The organism is Nocardia aurantia (assembly GCF_009604425.1).
GTDB classification, from domain to species: Bacteria; Actinomycetota; Actinomycetes; order Mycobacteriales; family Mycobacteriaceae; genus Nocardia; species Nocardia aurantia.
Window position 1 is genome coordinate 377,376 of the sequence record NZ_WEGI01000011.1, and the last position, 18,893, is coordinate 396,268.

At 70.7% G+C, this 18,893-nt stretch carries 16 protein-coding genes; 12 read left to right on the forward strand and 4 right to left on the reverse strand.

The genetic code is table 11. From position 1 onward, the window contains the following. Positions 1–414, reverse strand: coding sequence for a hypothetical protein (locus NRB56_RS26090; RefSeq protein ID WP_153346603.1), 414 nt, complete (start codon positions 412–414; stop codon positions 1–3). Between the two features lie 232 nt (positions 415–646). Between NRB56_RS26090 and NRB56_RS26095 the strand changes: the two genes are divergently transcribed. After that, entirely contained in the window at positions 647–1,429 is a 783-nt protein-coding gene (locus tag NRB56_RS26095) for an SGNH/GDSL hydrolase family protein (RefSeq protein ID WP_227838339.1), read from the forward strand. Between the two features lie 64 nt (positions 1,430–1,493). On the opposite strand, the gene NRB56_RS26100 is transcribed toward NRB56_RS26095, so the two are convergent. Both NRB56_RS26100 and NRB56_RS26105 read right to left on the reverse strand, forming a co-directional pair. After that, positions 1,494–2,498 (reverse strand): Gfo/Idh/MocA family protein, encoded by a 1,005-nt coding sequence (locus NRB56_RS26100; protein WP_227838340.1) that lies wholly within the window; start codon positions 2,496–2,498, stop codon positions 1,494–1,496. 47 nt (positions 2,499–2,545) lie between these two features. After that, the gene (locus tag NRB56_RS26105) at positions 2,546–3,550 is read right to left on the reverse strand and encodes a LacI family DNA-binding transcriptional regulator (RefSeq protein ID WP_153346604.1); all 1,005 of its coding nucleotides are present in this window, start codon (positions 3,548–3,550) and stop codon (positions 2,546–2,548) included. A gap of 260 nt (positions 3,551–3,810) precedes the next feature. Between NRB56_RS26105 and NRB56_RS26110 the strand changes: the two genes are divergently transcribed. The 10 genes from NRB56_RS26110 (at position 3,811) to NRB56_RS26155 (ending at position 14,273) form a co-directional block, all read left to right on the forward strand. Then, positions 3,811–4,722, forward strand: a complete 912-nt coding sequence (locus tag NRB56_RS26110) for a sugar phosphate isomerase/epimerase family protein (protein ID WP_153346606.1) — start codon at positions 3,811–3,813, stop codon at positions 4,720–4,722. Positions 4,723–4,737: 15 nt separating this feature from the next. Then, the gene (locus tag NRB56_RS26115; RefSeq protein WP_227838341.1) at positions 4,738–5,796 is read left to right on the forward strand and encodes a sugar ABC transporter substrate-binding protein; all 1,059 of its coding nucleotides are present in this window, start codon (positions 4,738–4,740) and stop codon (positions 5,794–5,796) included. A 20-nt stretch (positions 5,797–5,816) separates the two neighbouring features. After that, positions 5,817–6,890: an ABC transporter permease gene (locus NRB56_RS26120; RefSeq protein ID WP_227838342.1), complete on the forward strand. Its 1,074-nt coding sequence runs from the start codon at positions 5,817–5,819 to the stop codon at positions 6,888–6,890. Then, a complete protein-coding gene (locus NRB56_RS26125; RefSeq protein ID WP_153346608.1) occupies positions 6,887–7,669 on the forward strand; it encodes an ATP-binding cassette domain-containing protein in 783 nt (260 codons plus the stop codon). The genes NRB56_RS26120 and NRB56_RS26125 overlap by 4 nt, the downstream gene beginning before the upstream one ends. 74 nt (positions 7,670–7,743) lie before the next feature. Further along, on the forward strand, positions 7,744–8,676 hold the full coding sequence (iolC, locus tag NRB56_RS26130; RefSeq protein ID WP_153346811.1) for a 5-dehydro-2-deoxygluconokinase: 933 nt from the start codon (positions 7,744–7,746) through the stop codon (positions 8,674–8,676). Between the two features lie 696 nt (positions 8,677–9,372). Next, positions 9,373–10,263 (forward strand): Cgl0159 family (beta/alpha)8-fold protein, encoded by an 891-nt coding sequence (locus NRB56_RS26135; RefSeq protein ID WP_319943539.1) that lies wholly within the window; start codon positions 9,373–9,375, stop codon positions 10,261–10,263. Between the two features lie 214 nt (positions 10,264–10,477). After that, positions 10,478–11,368, forward strand: a complete 891-nt coding sequence (iolB, locus tag NRB56_RS26140) for a 5-deoxy-glucuronate isomerase (RefSeq protein WP_153346612.1) — start codon at positions 10,478–10,480, stop codon at positions 11,366–11,368. A 58-nt stretch (positions 11,369–11,426) separates the two neighbouring features. Next, positions 11,427–13,262, forward strand: a complete 1,836-nt coding sequence (gene iolD, locus NRB56_RS26145) for a 3D-(3,5/4)-trihydroxycyclohexane-1,2-dione acylhydrolase (decyclizing) (protein WP_153346614.1) — start codon at positions 11,427–11,429, stop codon at positions 13,260–13,262. A gap of 18 nt (positions 13,263–13,280) precedes the next feature. Beyond that, positions 13,281–13,493, forward strand: coding sequence for a cold-shock protein (locus NRB56_RS26150; RefSeq protein WP_153346616.1), 213 nt, complete (start codon positions 13,281–13,283; stop codon positions 13,491–13,493). A gap of 573 nt (positions 13,494–14,066) precedes the next feature. Continuing rightward, entirely contained in the window at positions 14,067–14,273 is a 207-nt protein-coding gene (locus tag NRB56_RS26155; protein WP_019930076.1) for a cold-shock protein, read from the forward strand. Between the two features lie 443 nt (positions 14,274–14,716). On the opposite strand, the gene NRB56_RS26160 is transcribed toward NRB56_RS26155, so the two are convergent. Further along, positions 14,717–15,820, reverse strand: a complete 1,104-nt coding sequence (locus tag NRB56_RS26160; protein ID WP_153346618.1) for an alkaline phosphatase family protein — start codon at positions 15,818–15,820, stop codon at positions 14,717–14,719. 622 nt (positions 15,821–16,442) lie between these two features. On the opposite strand from NRB56_RS26160, the gene serA reads away from it, so the two are divergent. Then, positions 16,443–18,041: a phosphoglycerate dehydrogenase gene (serA, locus tag NRB56_RS26165; RefSeq protein WP_319943540.1), complete on the forward strand. Its 1,599-nt coding sequence runs from the start codon at positions 16,443–16,445 to the stop codon at positions 18,039–18,041. Positions 18,042–18,893: the final 852 nt, after the last annotated feature.

Consider the following 18,893-nt stretch of genomic DNA (forward strand, 5'->3'; position numbering starts at 1 on the left):
TCACCGCACGAAGACCAGGACCTTCCACGGCAGCGTCACCGGCGGGCAGTGGTGGCCCTCCTCGGCGCCGCAACGGCGATGCGCGGTCAGGTCGCCGAGGCCCTGGCCGACCACCAGATAGGTCGCGGAGCTGTCACCGTTGGATTCGGTGGTGCTGTGGGTCTGGTACAGCACGTCCGGCCGGCCGGTGGTGGGGACGTCCCAGATCCAGGTCTCGTGTTCGTTGTGGCGGGCGAAGAACCGGACGTGGATCTCGTCGCCGGGGGCCACCATGATGGTGCGGCCGTCGTCGCCGGTCTGCAGGCCGACGATCTCGGGACCGTCGGCCACGGCCGGTGCGGGTGTGACCGCGAGCACCGGCAGGGCCGTCGCGAGCAGTGCCGCCGATGTGATCCGGCCGACGGTGCCGATCATGGATCTCCTCTCGCCGTCGCGGGGTCGGATGCGTGCGCAACCGGGGCAAGGCAGGTCGATCGCGTCCGAATCTACCGGGAAAGCCCTGGTCCGGCGGGTAGGCGCGCCCCGCTGGGCGGGTCCGGCCCGGCACCGGCCGCACGCGATGTGTTCAACCGCACGTTTCCCGGTGCACAACCCTGGTTCGGATCGTGGTTGTGCACCGGATGAGCAATCGGCACACAATGCTGGGATGCTTTTCAGTCGATTCGTTGCGATGGGGGACAGCCAGACCGAGGGGTTGTGGGACGGGGACGACCGGCGCGGGCTGGTGGGCTGGGCCGATCGGCTCGCGTACCGACTGGCCGAGGACAATCCGGAGGTGCTGTACGCGAATCTGGCCGTACGCGCGCGCCGGATCGCCGAGGTCCGGGCCGAACAACTCGACACGGCGCTGGGGATGGACCCGGATCTGGTCGGTATCTGCGTCGGGATGAACGACGTCATGGCGCTCACCTCGGATATGGACGAGGCGCTCGACGAGATGGAGAAGATGTACGCCCGCCTGGTCGAGGCGGGGATCACGGTGATCACCACGACGTTCCCGGACGTGCGGCGGATCATTCCGGCGGCACGGTTCATCGCCGAGCGGGTGGATCGGGTCAACGAGCGGATCCGGCTCTGCGCCGAGCGCTACGACCTGCGACTGGTAGATCTGTTCTCGGCCCGCTCGATGCTCGACCCGCGGGTGTGGGCGACCGATCGGGTGCACGGCACGCCGCTCGGGCACGAGCGCTTCGCACTGGCCGCCGCCGAGGCGCTGGGGCTCGACGGCGCCGACCACAGCTGGGCCGATCCGCTGCCGGAACCGTTGCGGATGAGCCGGATTCGGGCCACCTATCGCGAAATCGCCTGGTTCGTGGCCGTGCTCTGGCCGTGGCTGGTGCGCCGGGTGCGCGGCATCTCCTCGGGCGACGACGCCGTCGCGAAACGGCCTGTGCTGGAACCGGTTCTGCGGACCGCCGCCGGGGCCTAGAGCCCACCTGTCGATCGCCGGCGCTCGGGTCCGACTGCCCGCCCTCGACACCGGAGCGGCCCGTTCAGCGGCGCACCTCGGCCACCGATACCACGCGGTGCTCGCGCCTGGACCGTTCGCACGCCTCGGCGATGTAGAACGCCTCGAGCGCGTCGGCGGTCCCGCACGGATTCGCGCGCTCGCCCGCCGCGACGGCGAGGAAGGCGCGCAACTCCGTGGTGTAGGCGGCCGCGAACCGCTCCAGGAAACCGGGCCAGGGCCGGTCCGGCGCCACCCCACCCGGTTCCACCGAGCGCAGCGGGGTGCGGTCGTCGAGGCCGGCCACCGCGTTGGCGCGGGAACCCAGTACCTCCAAGCGGACGTCGTAACCACCACCGTTGTAGCGGCCCAGGGACACCGTCGCGAGCGTGTCGTCGTCGAGGCGCAGCAGGACCGCGGCGGTATCGACGTCCCCGGCGGCGGCGAAGGACGGGTCGCCGCGATCGGAGCCGGTCGCGAAGACCTCCGTCACCTCGCGGCCGGTGACCCAGCGGATGATGTCGAAATCGTGGACGCCGCAGTCCCGGAAGATGCCGCCGGAGCGGGGGAGATAGTCTGCGGGCGGGGGTGCGGGATCCAGCGTGGTGGCGCGCAGCGAATGCACCCGGCCCAGTTCCCCGGCGAGCACCGCCGCGCGGGCCGCGCGATAGCCCGCGTCGAAGCGACGCTGGAAACCGACCTGCACGGGTACCTGTGCGCGCTCGACGTGCCGCAGTACCGCCAGCGTCCCGTCGATGTCGGCGGCGACCGGTTTCTCGCAGAACACCGGGATACCGTGGTCGACCGCGGCGACGATGAGGGCCGGATGCGAATCGGTGGCGCTGGTGACCACCAGGGCGTCGATGCCGGCGGCGAGCAGGGCGTCCAGATCGGGGGCGACGTCGACGCCGAGTTCGGCCGCGGTGGCGCGGGCCCGCGCGCCGTCGACATCGGTCAGCACCACCGCCCCGACGCCCGGCAGATCCCGCAGCGTCCGCGCGTGCGCGGCGCCGATGCGGCCCGTACCGGCGAGACCCAGCCTCATCGTCATGTGCGCTCCTGTTCGTGGCGGACTCGAATGGCTTGCGGTGCAACGGTTCAGCGGGTCGGTGCGGCCGTGGTGGCGCGGACCACCAGGGCGGGCGGCACCCGGTGCCGCACCGGCCGGGTGCGCTCGGCGCGCAGCCGTTCGACCAGTGCGGTGACCGCGAGGCGGCCGATCTCCAGCCGCGGCTGGTCGACGGTCGTCAGCGCGACGTGCCGCAGCGCGGCCAGCGACGAGTTGTCGTAGCCGACCACCGAGACATCCTGCGGGACAAGCAGTCCCGCCTCCTCCAGGGCCGACATCGCCCCGACCGCGTTGAAGTCGTTGCCGCACACCAGCGCGGTGGGAAAGTCGCCGGGGGAGAACAGCTTCAGCAGCCGTCGCACCGCGGCGCCGCCGGCCGCGTCGGTGTGCTCGCTGGGGATCACCATGGGCTCCAGGCCGTGCCGGCGCATCGCCGCCAGATAGCCCTTGCGGCGCGGCGCCGCGGTGTGGGCGGCGCCGCCGTCGAGGTGCACGATGCGCCGATGTCCCAGTGCGACAAGGTGTTCCACGGCCAGCGCGACGCCGGATTCGCCGTCGTCGTTGACGGTGTCGACGGTCGGCGCGCTCGACGTGCGCGACACCAGCACCACCGGGCAGCGATCGGCGGCCTGCCGGATGGCCGCCGCGGGCAGGACCGGCGACAGCAGGATGGTCCCGCCGGGCCGGAAGCCGAGCAGGCTGTGCAGCGCGTCGCGTTCGCGGGCGGGATTGCGGTGGCCGGTGGTGAGGATCAGTTCCAGTCCTGCCGTCGCGGCGGCGGCGTCCATGCCCTCGACCACGTCGGCGAAGAACGTGTTGTGCAGGTCGGAGACCAGGACGCCGACGATGCTGGAGGTCCGGCTGGCCAGTGAGCGGGCCATGGCGTGCGGCTGGTAGCCGAGTTCCGCGGCGGCGGTCAGCACCGCGCGGCGGCGATGGTCGCTGACCTTCGGCGATCCGCGCATGACGAGCGAGACCAGCGCGCGGGAGACGCCGGCGCGAGTGGCCACGTCCTCCATCGTCGGTCGCGTCATCGGGATGACCTCTCCTGTGCTGCGGTGCCGTCGGCGGTCACGCTACCGGCCGTCGGCAAGCCGCTCAATAGAGCGCTCCAATCGGGCGAAGCGCGCAAATCGGTTTTCCGAATTCCACCAGGTGGGAAGCTGTTTTCGCAGGTGAGAACCGGATTGTCGCGGCCGCGCCGACCCTTGACACCGGCGTGATCCAGGTTACATAGTTGGAGCGCTCCAACGACGGGGATATGTCAGTTGGCATCGACAGGCCGGAGATTCCGATGATCGAACCGCCGCATCCGCTCCGCATCGCCGCCGCGCCGATCTCCTGGGGAGTGTGCGAGGTCCCCGGCTGGGGCCACGTACTCGACGCGCACACCGTGCTGGCCGAGATGTCGGCGCTGGGTTTCACGGCCACCGAGTTCGGGCCGCCCGGATATCTGCCCGAGGATCCGGGCGCGCGGCGGGCCATGCTGGCCCGGTACGGCCTCACCGCGGTCGGCGGATTTCTGGCGTTGCCGCTGCACGACGATCGTGACCGGGTGCTGGACATCGCGGGCCGCACCGCCGCGCTGTACGCCGCCGCGGGCGCCGAGGTGCTGGTCCTGGCCGCCGCCACCGGTACGCCCGGTTACGACTCCCGCGTCCCGCTCGACGCCGCGGGCTGGCGGTCCCTGCTCGACGCCGCCGCGGCGGTCCGCGATCTGGCCGGGGTGCACGGATTGCGCGTGGTCCTGCATCCGCACGTCGGCACCCACGTGGAGACCGCCGCCGAGGTCGAGCGCTTCCTGGCCGGCAGCGATGTCGATCTGTGCCTCGACACCGGGCATCTGCTCGTCGGCGGCGCCGATCCGGTCGCGCTGGCCCGGCGCTGGGCCGATCGCATCGGACACCTGCACCTCAAGGATGTGCGGCGCGACCTCGCCGACGAGATCCGCTGCGGCCGAATCGAATACAGCCGGGCAGTGCGGCGCGGCCTGTATCCCCCGCTGGGCGCGGGCGATGTCGACATCGCCGCCATCGTGGCGGCCACCGAGGCCGCCGGATACCGCGGCTGGTACGTGATCGAACAGGACACGACGCTGTCGCCCGGCGACACCGCGTCCGGTCCGAGTCGTGACGCCGAGCGCAGCCTGCGATATCTGTCGCCGGATCGGCGGCACCGTGGCCTCCGGCCACTGGAATATCGCTAGGAGAGCAGGAAAATCATGACAACGAAGTCGACACCGCGCCGCCTGCGACGTCTCGTGCCACCGCGTCGCGCGGGACATCGCACGCCACTGCGCTCCGCGCGGCGCCTCGTCCCCTGGATCGCCGTCGCCGCGATGCTGGCGGCGTGCAGCGGACCCGCCTCCGAGACTCCCACGGCGCAGACCGGGACTCCGTCCCCGGCGCCGACGGCCGCGGGCGCGCTGCGCAATGTCGCCGTGGTCACCCACGGCAGCGCCGGCGACGCGTTCTGGAACGTGGTGAAGAACGGCGCCGAGACCGCGGGCAAGGATCTCGGCGTGCACGTCGACTATCAGGCTTCCGGCGATCCCGCCCAACAGGCCAAGCTCATCGACAACGCGGTGGCCCAGCACGTCGACGGGCTGGTGGTGTCGATGGCCAATCCGCAGGCATTGCAGACGTCGGTGCGCAACGCCGTGACCGCCGGAATCCCCGTGGTCACCATCAACTCCGGCGAATCGGCCAGCGTCGCGCTCGGTGCGATCGGGCATATCGGGCAGAGCGAGGAGCTGGCCGGGCAGCAGGCCGGCAAGCGGCTGAAGGCGGCCGGAAAGACCAAGCTGCTCTGCGTGATCCACGAGGCGGGCAACATCGGCGCCGCGCAGCGCTGCGCGGGGGCGACCACCGGCTTCGGCGTCACCACCACGCTTCAGGTCGACATCAACAATCCGACCGACGCGCAGGCCCGGATCAAGGGCGCGCTCGAGTCCGATCCGGCGATCGACGCCGTGCTCACGCTGAACTCGCAGATCGCCGCGCGGGCGGTGGCGGGGGCCGGGGAGGCGCATTCCAAGGCCGCGGTCGCCACCTTCGACCTCAACAGTGACGTGGTCGACGCGCTGCGGGCGGGCACGCTGCTGTTCGCGATCGATCAGCAGCAGTACGAGCAGGGGTATCTGCCGATCGTGCTGCTGCGGCTGTACAAGTCGAACGCCAACACCGTCGGCGGCGGCACCCCGATCCAGACCGGGCCGGCGTTCGTGGACAAGAGCAACGTCGACGCCATCGCCACACTCATCGGCCAGGGCACCCGCTGAGGCGCGGGAAGCCGGCGACCATGGCCGACGCCGAGACACCGCCGGGAGGCGGCACAGCGACACCGCCGCCGGGCGGCACAGCGACACCGCCGCCGCGTGGCCTGCCGTATCGGCTGCTGGTGCGGCCGGAGATCGGCGCCGCGCTCGGGGCGCTGCTGGTCTTCGCGTTCTTCTCGCTGACCACCGGCAGATTCCTCAGTGCGCTCGGTGTCGCCACCTGGCTCGACGACGCGTCCACGCTGGGGATCATGGCGGTCGCGGTGGCACTGCTGATGATCGGCGGCGAGTTCGATCTGTCGGCCGGCGTGATGACCGCGTCCACCGCGCTGGTCACCGCGCTGCTCGCGACGCGCTGGGGCTGGAACGTGTGGCCCGCGCTGGGGGTGTCGCTGCTGTTCGCGCTGGCGGTCGGCGCGCTCAACGGCTGGCTCGTGATGCGCACGGGGCTGCCGAGTTTCATCGTCACGCTCGGGACCTTCCTTGCGCTGCAAGGGATCAATCTCGGGGTGACGCGGCAGATCACCGGCACCGTGCAGGTCTCCGGGATGCGGTCCGCGGCCGGATATTCCTCGGCCGGTTCGGTATTCGCGTCCACCGTGGACATCGGCGGCACCCGGTACCAGTCCTCGGTGCTGTGGTGGCTCGGGCTGACCGCGATCGCGGCGGTCGTGTTGCTGCGCACCCGGTTCGGCAACTGGACCTTCGCCGTGGGCGGATCGTTGCCGTCCGCGCGGGCGGTCGGCGTGCCGGCGGTGTGGACGAAGATCCTGTTGTTCATGACCACGGCGGGCGCGGCGTGGATCGTCGGGTCGATGAACGTCCTGCGATTCGCCGGTGTCCAGGCGAATCAGGGTGTGGGACTGGAGTTCCAGTACATCATCGCGGCGGTGGTCGGTGGCTGTCTGCTCACCGGCGGGTTCGGTTCGGTGATCGGGGCGTCGCTCGGCGCGCTGATCTTCGGGATGGCGCGGCAGGGAATCGTGTTCGCGCGCTGGAACAACGACTGGTTCATGCTGTTCCTCGGCGTGCTGCTGCTGGCGGCGGTGCTGGTGAACAACGCCTTCGCGAAGCGAGCCGAAAGGGTGCGCCGATGAGCCCGCTGATCGAAACGATCGGTGTCGGAAAGAGTTACGGCGGCGTGGTGGCGCTGCGGGACGTGTCGATGGTGGTCGAACCCGGTGAGGTCACTTGCGTGCTCGGTGACAACGGCGCGGGGAAGTCGACGCTGATCAAGATCCTCGCGGGGGTGCACCGGCACGACACCGGCGAACTGCGGGTCGGCGGCGAGGCGGTGCGGTTCGCCTCGCCGCGCGAGGCGCTGGACCGCGGGATCGCCACGGTATACCAAGATCTGGCGGTGGTACCGCTGATGAGCGTGTGGCGCAACTTCGTGCTCGGCGCCGAGCCGACCCGGGGGATCGGGCCGATCCGGCTGCTCGACCGCGCGCGGGCGCTGCGCACCACACGGAACGCGTTGTCGGACATGGGGATCGAGCTCGACGATCTGGAACAGCCGGTGGGCACGCTGTCCGGGGGCCAGCGGCAGTGCGTGGCGGTCGCCCGGGCGGTCCACTATGGGGCGAAGGTGCTGATCCTGGACGAACCGACCGCGGCGCTGGGGGTGAAACAGGCCGGGGTGGTGTTGCGCTACGTTGTGCAGGCGCGCGACCGGGGGCTGGGGGTCATACTCATCACGCACAACCCGCATCACGCGTATCCGGTTGGTGATCGGTTCGTGCTGCTCGAGCGCGGGACGGTGACGGGGTCCTACCGGAAGTCCGAGATCGACGTAAACGAGCTGACCCGGCAGATGGCCGGCGGAGCGGAACTCGAAGCGCTGCAACATGAATTGCAGCGGGTGGTGCGGCCGTGAGCGGACCTGGCGGGATTCCGGGCGCCGATGGGACGCCCGGCGGATTCGGCACTTCGCCCGGCGGATTCGGTGGGTTGCCGGAGGCTTTGACCATCGGGCGGGTCGGGGTTGATCTGTACCCGGAGCAGAGCGGGGTGCGGCTGGCGGAGGTGCGGACCTTCGCCAAATCGCTGGGCGGCACCGCCACCAACGTCGCCGTCGCCGCCGCGCGGCTCGGGCGGCGGACCGCGGTGCTGACGAAGGTCGGGCCCGACGGGTTCGGCGACTATGTGCGAATCGCGTTGCGGGAGTTCGGGGTTTCGCCCGACCATGTGGCGACCGCGCCGAATCTGCAGACCCCCGTGGTGTTCTGCGAACTGAATCCGCCGGCCGATCCGCCGCTGTTGTTCTATCGCGCGCCGATCGCCCCCGATCTCACCCTCACCCCGGCGGATGTGCCGTGGGAGGTGGTGGACGACGTGCCGCTGCTGTGGGTCACCGGCACCGGTGTCAGCGCCGAACCGGCGCGCGGCACCCAGCACGAGGTGTTGCGTCGCCGTGCGCGGCGCACCCACACCGTGCTCGATATCGACTATCGGCCGATGTTCTGGCCGGATGTCGGGACCGCCGGGCGGGAGATCGGGGCGATGATCGACCATGTGACCGTCGTGGTCGGCAACCGGACCGAGATGCAGGTGGCCGTCGGCACCGCCGATCCGGACGCCGCCGCCGACCGGCTGCTCGCGCGCGGGATACAACTGGCGGTGGTGAAGCGCGGCGCGGACGGCGTCCTGGTCGCCACCGAATCGGAACGCTGGACGGTGCCGCCGTGCCGGGTCGAGGTGGTGTGCGGACTCGGCGCCGGGGACGGCTTCGGTGGTGCGCTGATCCACGGGCTGCTCGCCGGCTGGGATCCGCACCGCATCGCCATCTACGCGAATGCGGCCGGGGCACTGGTCGCTTCGCGACTGGCCTGCGCCGACGCCATGCCCACCACCGCCGAGATCGAGAACCTGCTGTGCGAGTGAGCGGCTCGACGCAGCAGTCGGGCGGGCGGGCTGTCCTCGCTGTGATCGGGCCGCGGGTGCGATCGGCGGTCGAGTCTTCCGGGCCGCTCTCCATGGCGATGCCGAGATCGGCAACTCCGGCCGACGAGTGGACCGACTGTGATCGGGCCGCCGGTGGGACCGCCCCGGCCGGTCGCCGGGTACGGCAGCCGACTGCTCGTTGCCGGTGTGACGACGGTATGTTGCGAAAATCGCGCCGACCCGGGCTGGGCGAAGGTCCGGCAGCTGAGCAGCGCCGGCCGATGCCGCAGCAGCGCATACCTGGACGGCCCGGATTCGGCGTGGCGCAGCGACACGATGCCCGGGTCGGCCGCAAGGAGCGGGTGGTTCGGAGATGCTCGGGTCGGCCGGTACGGAGCGGGTGGTCCGGAGATGCTCGGGTCGGCCAGCAAGGAACGGGTGGTTCGGAGATGCTCGGGTCGGCCGGTACGGAGCGGGTGGTTCGGAGACGCTCGGGTCGGCCGCAAGGAGCGGGTGGTTCGGAGACGCTCGGGTCGGCCGGTACGGAATGGCGGTCCGGAGACGCCCGGGTCGGCCGGCACGGAACGGGCGCTCCGGAGATGCCCGGGACGCCGGTACGGAACGGGCGGCCCGGGCCGCACCGGGATGCGGTGTGAGTCGATGTGCAGGAGAACAATTCGGTCGAGCCGAGGAGGTGTGGTGTACCTGACCGACGAGCGGTGGCGGGAGTTGCTGCGGGTGCGGGTGGAGGAGCCGGAGGCGGTGCGGCGGGCGTACACGGATCGGCGGCGGCGTTCGCGGCTGTTGTCCGGGCGGGGCACCCTGTTCCTGCTCGCCGCGGATCATCCCGCGCGCGGTGCGCTGGGAGTCGGCGCGGATCGCACGGCGATGGCGGATCGGCGAACATTGCTGGAGCGCTTGCTGATCGCGCTCGACAATCCGGCGGTGGACGGGGTGCTCGGTTCGCCGGATGTGGTCGAGGAACTGTTGTTGCTCGGGGCGCTGGACGACAGAATCGTGATCGGCTCGATGAACCGTGGCGGGCTGGCGGGTGCGGACTGGGAGATCGACGATCGGTTCACCGGCTACGACGCCGAATCGCTGGTGCGATTCCGGCTCGACGGCGGCAAAATGCTGCTGCGGCTGGTGGATTCGGACGCTCGGACCATTCCGACGTTGCACGCCTGTGCCCGGGCGGTGTCGGAGCTGGCCGCGCACGGGCTCATGGCGATGGTGGAGCCGCTGCCGTACCGTCGCGACCACGCGGGATCGCTGGTGATGCACAAGGATTCGGCCGCCTTGCAGCGCGCCGTCACCGTCGCGTCCGGGCTGGGGGTCACCAGCGCGCACACCTGGCTGAAAATACCGGCGCCGGAGGACATCTCGGTTCTCGACGCGACCACACTGCCGGTGCTGCTGCTCGGTGGCGCGCCCTCCGGTGATCCGGCGGTCGATCTGGCCGCGTGGGGCGGGGCGCTCGGTCACGATGTGGTGCGCGGACTCGTCGTCGGCCGCAGTCTGCTGTATCCGCCGGACGGCGACGTCGCGGGAGCCGTCACCGCGGCGGCGAGGCTGCTGGGGGCGTGAGGATTGTGGCGATCGGATCGGGGACGTGGCAACGCCGGGGCTGCCGTTCCCGCCCGGCGGCGGAGGACCGGTGCGCCGGGTACGCTCGCGGGCGGAATCCGCAGTGGCGGCGGGCCCCGTGGCGGCGGCCCGGACCGCCGCGAGCGGGTTCCGAAATGTCCAGGCCGCAACGGGTTTGGGCCCACCGTGATCGCAGCAGGGAGGCGAGGCCGATATGAGTTCGTTGCATCGACCGGCCGGAACCCTGGCCGACGGCGGCGATCCGGTGCTGTTGACGCCGGAACGGGCCGGATGGACCTATACCGGGTTGCGTGTGCTGCGATTGGCAGCCGGGCAGCAACGTATCGTGCACACTGGGGAGCACGAGGCGTTCGTGCTGCCGCTGGCCGGTGGTTGCGCGGTACGGGTGGACGGGCAGGTGTTCGAATTGGCCGGGCGCGATTCGGTGTTCACGCGCGTGACGGATTTCGCGTACGTGCCGCGCGACGCGGAGGTGGCGCTCACCACCGCGGCCGATGCCGAGATCGCCCTACCGATGGCGCGGTGTGCGCGCCGGCTCGAGCCGAGATACGGTCCCGCCGAACAGGTTCCGGTGGAGGTGCGCGGTGCGGGCCGGGCCACCCGGCAGGTCACCAACTTCGGGGTGCCCGGGGTGTGGGAGCACGCCGACAAACTCAACGCCTGCGAACTGATCACCCCGGACGGCAACTGGTCGTCGTATCCACCGCACAAGCACGATCGGGCGACCGAGTGCGAGGTGGTCAACGAGGAGATCTACTACTTCCGGATCGCCGGGCCCGACGGGATCACGCCCTCGCCAACGGGTTTCGGCCTGCACCGCACCTACACCGCCGACGGGTCGCTGGACGAGAACGTCGCGGTCCGCGACGGCGACGTCTTCCTGATCCCGCGCGGCTACCACGGTCCCTGCGTCGCGGCGCCCGGATATCCGATGTACTACCTGAACGTGCTGGCCGGTCCGGCGCCGCAGCGCTCGATGGCCTTCTGCGACGATCCCGCCCACGGCTGGGTGCGAGGCAGCTGGGACGGCCTCGCGGCCGACCCGCGTTGTCCGGTCACCGGTCACGCCGGCCGGGTGCGGTGAACACCCACCCCACTGTCGATTTCACGGAACCCGTTACGGAGCACGAGGGGCGATCGAGATGGAACTGACAACTGCGCAAGCGCTGGTGGCCTGGCTGATCGCGCAGCACTCCGAAACCCTGGACGGACGTGAGGTCCCGCTGTTCCCAGCGGTTTTCGCGATCTTCGGGCACGGCAACGTGCTGGGGCTGGGTACCGCGCTGCAGGAGCGCAGCGATCTGATCCCGGTGTGGCGCGGGCACACCGAGCAGGGCATGGCGCTGGCGGCGGTCGGGCTGGCGAAGGCGGCGCATCGCCGGCAGGTGGGGGTGGCCACCTCCTCGATCGGGCCCGGCGCGCTGAACATGGTCACCGCCGCCGGGGTGGCGCACGCGAATCGGCTTCCGCTGCTGCTGCTTCCGGGCGACACGTTCGTCGGCCGGGCGCCGGACCCGGTGCTGCAACAGGTGGAGCACTTCGGTGACGGCACCGCCACCGTCAACGACGCGTTCCGTCCCGTCAGCCGCTATTTCGACCGGATCACCCGGCCCGAGCAGCTGCTCGCGGCGCTACCGCAGGTGGCGCGGGTGCTCACCGATCCCGCCGACGCCGGACCGGTGACGCTGGCCCTGCCGCAGGATGTGCAGGCGGAGGTCTTCGACTTCCCGGAATCGCTGTTCGAGCCGGTCGTGCACACCGTCGCGCGGCCGCGCCCCGATCGCACCCGGCTCGCCATGGCGGCGGCCGCACTGCGGGCGTCCGATCGGCCGCTGCTGGTGCTCGGCGGCGGTGTGCGCTACTCCGGAGCCGGGCCGCGGGCGCTGGAATTCGCACAGTGGCACGGCATTCCGATCACCGAGACCACCGCCGGGCGCACCCTGGTGCCGCACGATCATCCGCTGTACGCCGGGCCGCTGGGCATCACCGGATCGAGGTCGGCGAACACCCTTGCCGCCGAGGCGGATCTGGTGCTCGCGGTGGGAACCCGGTTGCAGGACTTCACGACCGCGTCGTGGACGGTGTTCGCGCCCGAGGCCCGGTTGATCAGTATCAACGCGGCCGGATTCGACGCGGTGAAGCACGGTTCGCTGGCCGTGGTCGCGGATGCCGATGCGGCGCTGCAGGATCTGCCGGGACTGCTCGACGGCTGGGAGGCCGATCGGCAGTGGACCGACCGCGCGGCCGAGCTGCGCGCGGAATGGGACGGGTACGTCGACAAGTTGCGGGCGCCGGCGGCGGGGCTGCCCAGTTACGCCCAGATCGTCGGCGCCGTCAACGATCTCAGCGGTTCCGGTGACTACGTGATCACCGCGGCCGGCGGCCTGCCCGGCGAGGTGGTCGGCGGCTGGCGCGCCACCGGGGGCGAGCCGACCATGGACGTCGAATACGGTTTCTCGTGTATGGGATACGAGATCGCCGGCGCCTGGGGTGCGGCGATCGCGCATCGCCGGGGGCTGGTCACCACGATGCTCGGCGACGGCTCGTATCTGATGTCGAACTCGGAACTGTTCTCCGCGGCCTTCGCCGGGCATCCGATGGTCGCGGTGGTCTGTGACAACGGCGGGTACGCGGTGATCGCGCGGTTGCAGGAGGGGCAGGGCGGCGTGCCGTTCAACAACTTCTACGCCGACTGCCGTACCAATCATCCCGTGCCGCCGCGGGTGGATTTCGCCGCGCACGCGCATTCGCTCGGTTGCGCCGTATTCACCGCCGACGAGCTGGTCGGATTCCACGAGGCGTACGCGCAGGCACGGGTGGCCGCCCGCACCGGATCCCGGCCCGCGGTGGTGGTGGTCCGCACCCAACCGGCGACCTGGACCGACACCGGCTCCTGGTGGGAGGTCGGCGTGCCCGAACATCTCTCCGGCCGGGACGATTACGAGGCCGGAAAACGGGCACAGCGGCGTTATCGCTGACGGCGAAGGCAAGGGCGAATGGCACACGGCACGGTCAAGTGGTTCGACAGCAAGAAGGGTTTCGGGTTCATCGCCGCGGACGACGGCGGACCGGACGTCTTCGTCGAGTACAACGCGGTCGTCGGGGAGGGGTTCCGTTCGCTGGTGGCCGGGCAGCGGGTGCGGTTCGAGGTCCGGCGGGCCAAGGCGGGCCCCGAGGCTGTCGATGTGTTCGTTATGCCCGGTCTATAGTGTGTCGCATCACACAACCCGCGCAATTTTGTCGCGTGGGTCACTTCTCCGCAATTCTGGTTAACGTGAATTTATCGCGCCGAGATACACCGGGTGCCAGCCAGTTCGACTGGGTAGCACGATCGAAAGGTATTTCATGATTCCCGTTATCATCGACACCGGAAGCGCCGCCGTGAACGGAGTGTTCAACACCCTGGGTGCGGCCTTCGGTGGCCTGGTCAACACCCTCTCGACGGGCTCTTTCGGGCACTGAGCTCGCACGATGGTCGCTTGACGCGACCGTGCACGGGCCCCGGGCGGATGCCGTCCGGGGCCCGTCGCTTCTCCGGTGGACCTTTTACCGCGTGCCGCGCACAGCCTTCTCGGAGAATTCTCACAGGTCGGCGTGATGGCAATCACGATATGATAACGAGTGCCTGGTGGAAGCGGTAATGGGTACACCGCAGCCCCGCGGCAACCACCACTGTGGAGGGGACTTGTGGCGGATGTGGTCTCTCCCGTGGCATTCTGGGTACATCGAGACTGGGTCGCCCGGAAGGTTGGTCGGCCGAGCTCGTCTACAGAAGGTATGAAATGGCGCAAGGCGTAGTGAAGTGGTTCAACAGCGAGAAGGGCTTCGGCTTCATCGCTCAGGAAAACGGCGGCCCGGATGTGTTCGTGCACTATTCGGCCGTGGCGGGCTCGGGCTTCCGCTCCCTCGATGAGGGACAGCGTGTGGAGTTCGAGATCGGGCAGGGCCAGAAGGGCCCGCAGGCCCAGGGCGTCCGCGTGATCGCCTGACAGGCGGTCCCACGACTTTGTCAGCGGGCCCCGCGCCATTCGGCGCGGGGCCCGCTGCGTTGTCCGGACCGGTCGGTAACCGATTCGAGATGTACGCCCGGCGCCGGGACCGGGTTGTGACGGGCTGGTGGGCCACTGTTCAGGCCCTGGTCAACGCCACGGACGAGGATGGCGCTCAGCGGTAGCTGAGCGGCGGCTGCCCGATCGGGGCGGAGATCCGAATCATGGAACTCATCGCCAACTCCTACGACGCCGACCCGACCGTGGTCGAGGTGATCCTGCCGTGGGGTGTGACCCTCGCCGGAAACTGTCCGGGTGGCCGAGGAACCGCCGTACGAGATCATCGTGCGCGACAACGGTCACGGTATGACCGCCGCCGAGCGGCAGCGACCGGTCATGGGCCGCAAGGGAATCGGGAAACTCGCGGGCCTTCGGGTCGGCGGTCACGCTGTACCGATGATGCAGCCGGTGTCGGCGGGGACCGGCAGGGCTGCGAGACGGGCCGGATCGGCGACCCGGCCGATGACCGGAGTATTCGGGATCGGCTGGGAGGGATCGCCGGAACCTCCGGCGCGCAACGACTTTCCGTCCAGTTCGGGGGCCGGTGGCAGGCCGAACAGGTCCAGTACGGTCGGGGTCAGGTCGACCAGCGAGTAGCCGTTGTACCGGCGGCCCGCCGCGAAGTCCGGTCCGCGCGCGATCACGAAACTGGCTGTCTCGTAAGCGGTCTGGCCGCCGTGGCCGCCTTCCGGTTTGTGGCCGTGATCGGTGGTGACCAGGATCGTCCAGTGCTCGCCGTGGTCACGGGCGCGTGCGTCGACCGCGTCGACGATGCCGCCGACCAGGACGTCGACCCGGCTGATCGCGTCCCGGTACGCCTGCGGGTTGGCCGCGCGCAGGGTGTGACCGGCGATGTCGACCTGATCGAAGTGGGTGAACACCAGGTCGGTGCCGGCGGTGATCGCGGCCACCGTGGCCGCCGCGGTCTCGGTGTCGACGTCGGCCTCGCAGCCGTATGTGCCGTACCGATTGGCGCCGGCGGTGACGATCAGATCGGCGTGCGGTTCGCCGCTGCGGGCGATCGTGCTGATCGTGTCCCACGTCGCGATGGACGCCGTCTTACGTTGCGGTGCAGCGGTTTTGACGCGGTGGAAGACGGTCGGGTAGGTCGCGAAGACCTCGGGGCGGCAGGTACCGTCGTTGTCGCAGATGCCGGTGCGGGTGTCCCAGTAGCCGGTCAGGGCCGCCGACCAGGACGGGCACGAGATCGTCGTGTGCGGGGCGAGCGAATAGCGGCTCAACGTGCCCTCGGCCGCGAGACGTCGCAGATTCGGGGTGACCGCGGCGAGCAGTTCGGTGTACAGGCAGCCGTCGATGCCGATCACCGCGACCTTGTTCATCGCATCCCTGTGGATCGGTTCGGGATGGGCGGCGTCCGGCGCCGGATCGCCGGTCACCGCCCTCGCGTTCGGCAGTACGGCGTCGGCGAAGACGGCCGTGAGTCCGGAGGCCAGCAGTGCCGAGAAGGTGCGCCGGTCGAGGGGCATACTTCGAAAATGCCCGCGGAAACCGGCCGTATCCAGGCAGAATGCCGCTGTTCGCGAAGGTTTCGCGCCACCGGCACGGGCCCGACGTCATGGGTTCACGCGTTCACCGCGATGTTCCCCGCGCGGCACGAAATCGTCTGCGGCGCGTGATCGTTCGCTGTCCCGGGCGGCTTGCCGGTCGGAGGCGGGCGGTTCGCTTCACGTGCGGTAGCCACGCAACGATCGCGCCGCCGACACCGCCGCGAGGCCGCACAGGCCGTGCGGTCGGGCCATGGCTGCCGATAGGTGGCGTCCGGCCGGGTGACCGACGTCCGGGCGGCCGGTGCCACTACGCCGGCCGGTGTCCGCCGTGCGGGTATGTCGGTGTCCGCCGTGCGGGTACAGAGGACGATGGTGCGGGACCCGGGTGGTCGATGTCACGGCCTTGGAGGGCGCGCGCCGAACCGGGTCCATGGGGTGCGAAAGTCGGCAAGGGGTGCGATGCCGAATCTGATTGAGGGCTCCGGCCTGCGAATTCTTCGCGAAAGGGGTGCGGCTGACGGGTGGAGCCGATCGGCTCGAGCTCGCCCACTAAGCTGGGCGGCGGTAACTGCCGATCCCCTCTTCCCAGGAGTGCCCCACAGTGAGCCAGAATGGCCGTCCTGTTGTTCTGATCGCCGACAAGCTCGCCCAGTCGACCGTCGATGCGCTCGGTGACGGAGTCGAGGTTCGCTGGGTCGACGGCCCGAATCGTCCCGAGCTGCTGGCCGCCGTGCCGGAGGCCGACGCGCTGCTGGTGCGGTCGGCGACCACGGTCGATGCCGAGGTGCTGGAGGCGGGCCGGAAGCTGAAGATCGTCGCGCGCGCCGGAGTCGGCCTCGACAACGTCGACGTGCCCGCGGCCACCGAGCGCGGCGTCATGGTCGTCAACGCCCCCACCTCGAACATCCACACCGCCGCGGAGCACGCGGTCTCGCTGCTGCTGGCCGCCGCGCGGCAGATCCCGGCGGCCGACGCCACCCTGCGCGAGCACACCTGGAAGCGCAGCAAGTTCAACGGTGTCGAGATCTTCGGCAAGACCGTCGGCGTGATCGGCCTCGGCCGCATCGGCCAGCTGTTCGCCGCCCGCCTGGCCGCGTTCGAGACCAAGATCGTCGCGTACGACCCGTACGTGTCGCCGGCCCGCGCGGCCCAGCTCGGCATCGAGCTGCTGTCGCTGGACGAGTTGCTGCAGCGCGCCGACCTCATCTCGGTGCACCTGCCGAAGACCCCGGAGACCAAGGGCCTGCTGTCCGCGGAGAAGCTGGCGCTGACCAAGCCGGGTGTGATCATCGTCAACGCCGCGCGCGGTGGCCTGATCGACGAGGCCGCCCTGGCCGATTCGATCCGGTCCGGTCACGTGCGGGCCGCCGGCATCGACGTGTTCGAGACCGAGCCGTGCACCGACAGCCCGCTGTTCGAGCTGCCGGAGGTCGTGGTCACCCCGCATCTGGGCGCGTCGACCTCCGAGGCGCAGGACCGCGCGGGCACCGATGTCGCGCGGTCGGTGCTGCTGGCGCTGGCCGGCGAGTTCGTGCCGGGCGCGGTGAACGTGACCGGCGGCGCGGTCGGCGAAGAGGTCGCCCCGTGGCTGGAGATCGTGCGCAAGCAGGGCGTGCTGCTGGGCGGGCTGTCCGAGGAGCTGCCGGTCAGTGTCGAGGTTCAGGTGCGCGGCGAGCTGTCCTCGGAAGATGTTGCGGTGCTGGAACTCTCGGCGCTGCGTGGGATCTTCTCGGCGTTGGTCGAGGATCAGGTCACCTTCGTCAACGCGCCGGCGATGGCCAAGGAGCGCGGCATCGAGGCCACCGTCACCTCGGTGTCGGAGAGCCCGAGCCACCGCAGCCTGGTCGATCTGCGCGCCGTGTTCGGCGACGGCCGCACCCTGAACGTGGCCGGTGCGCTGACCGAGCCCGAGCAGGTGCAGAAGATCGTGAACATCAACGGCCGCAACTACGATCTGCGGGCAGAGGGCCTGAATCTGGCCATCCTCAACTACGACGACCGCCCGGGTGCGCTCGGCAAGATCGGCACCAAGCTGGGTGAGGCCGGCATCGACATCCTGGCCGCGCAGCTGACCCAGGACGTCGACAAGGAGGGCGCCACCGTCGTGCTCCGCGTCGCCGAGCCGGTCCCGGCCGAGGTGCGGGCCGCGATCGCCGAGGTCGTCGGCGCCGCCCGGGTCGCCCAGGTCGACCTGAGCTGAGCTGTACGACCCGAGCTGAGCTGTCCGCGGTGCCCGGCCCGGATGCCGTGCCGCACGCGGGGCCCGGCCCGGATGCCGTGCCGCACGCGGGGCCCGGCCCGGATGCCGTGCCGCACGCGGGGCCCGGCCCGGATGCCGTGCCGCACGCGGGGCCCGGCCCGGATGCCGTGCCGCACACGGGGCCCGGCCCGGATGCCGTGCCGCACACGGTGCCCGGCCCGGATGCCGTGCCGCACGCGGGGCCCGGCCCGGATGCCGTGCCGCACGCGGCGCCTGCCCCGGATGCCGTGCCGCACGCGGGGCCCGGCCCGGATGCCATGCCGCACGCGGCGCCTGCCCCGGATGCCGTGCCGCACGCGGCGCCTGCCCCGGATGCCGTGCCGCACGCGGCGCCTGCCCCGGATGCCGTGCCGCACGCGGCGCCTGCCCCGGATGCCGTGCCGCACACGGGGCATGGCCCGAATGCGGAGCCGTATCCGGCACGCGGTCTGAGTGCCGTGCCACGGGGCATGGTTCGAATGCTGAGCCGTACGTGACGCACGGTCGGATGCCGTGCGCCGCAATCGGTCCTGTCGCCTGCCGACTGTGCGGCCGCCGGTGCCGGAACTCGGGTCGGGTCGCCGTCCGAAACAGCCGAGTCGCATCGGGATTCGACGGCATCTCGGTATGCGGGAGCGATTCGCCCTGGTGGCGGCACCCGGCGCCGGACCGGATAGGGTGCGTTGAGAAGCACCGGGCCCAGGTGCGCACCTACCGCCGCGATGGCGGTGAGCCGGTCGAGTCCGCACGGCGGCGGTCCGGCCGCGTGCGCGGCGGCCGCCCGGTGGCGGATTCCGGCGGATGACGCGGTGT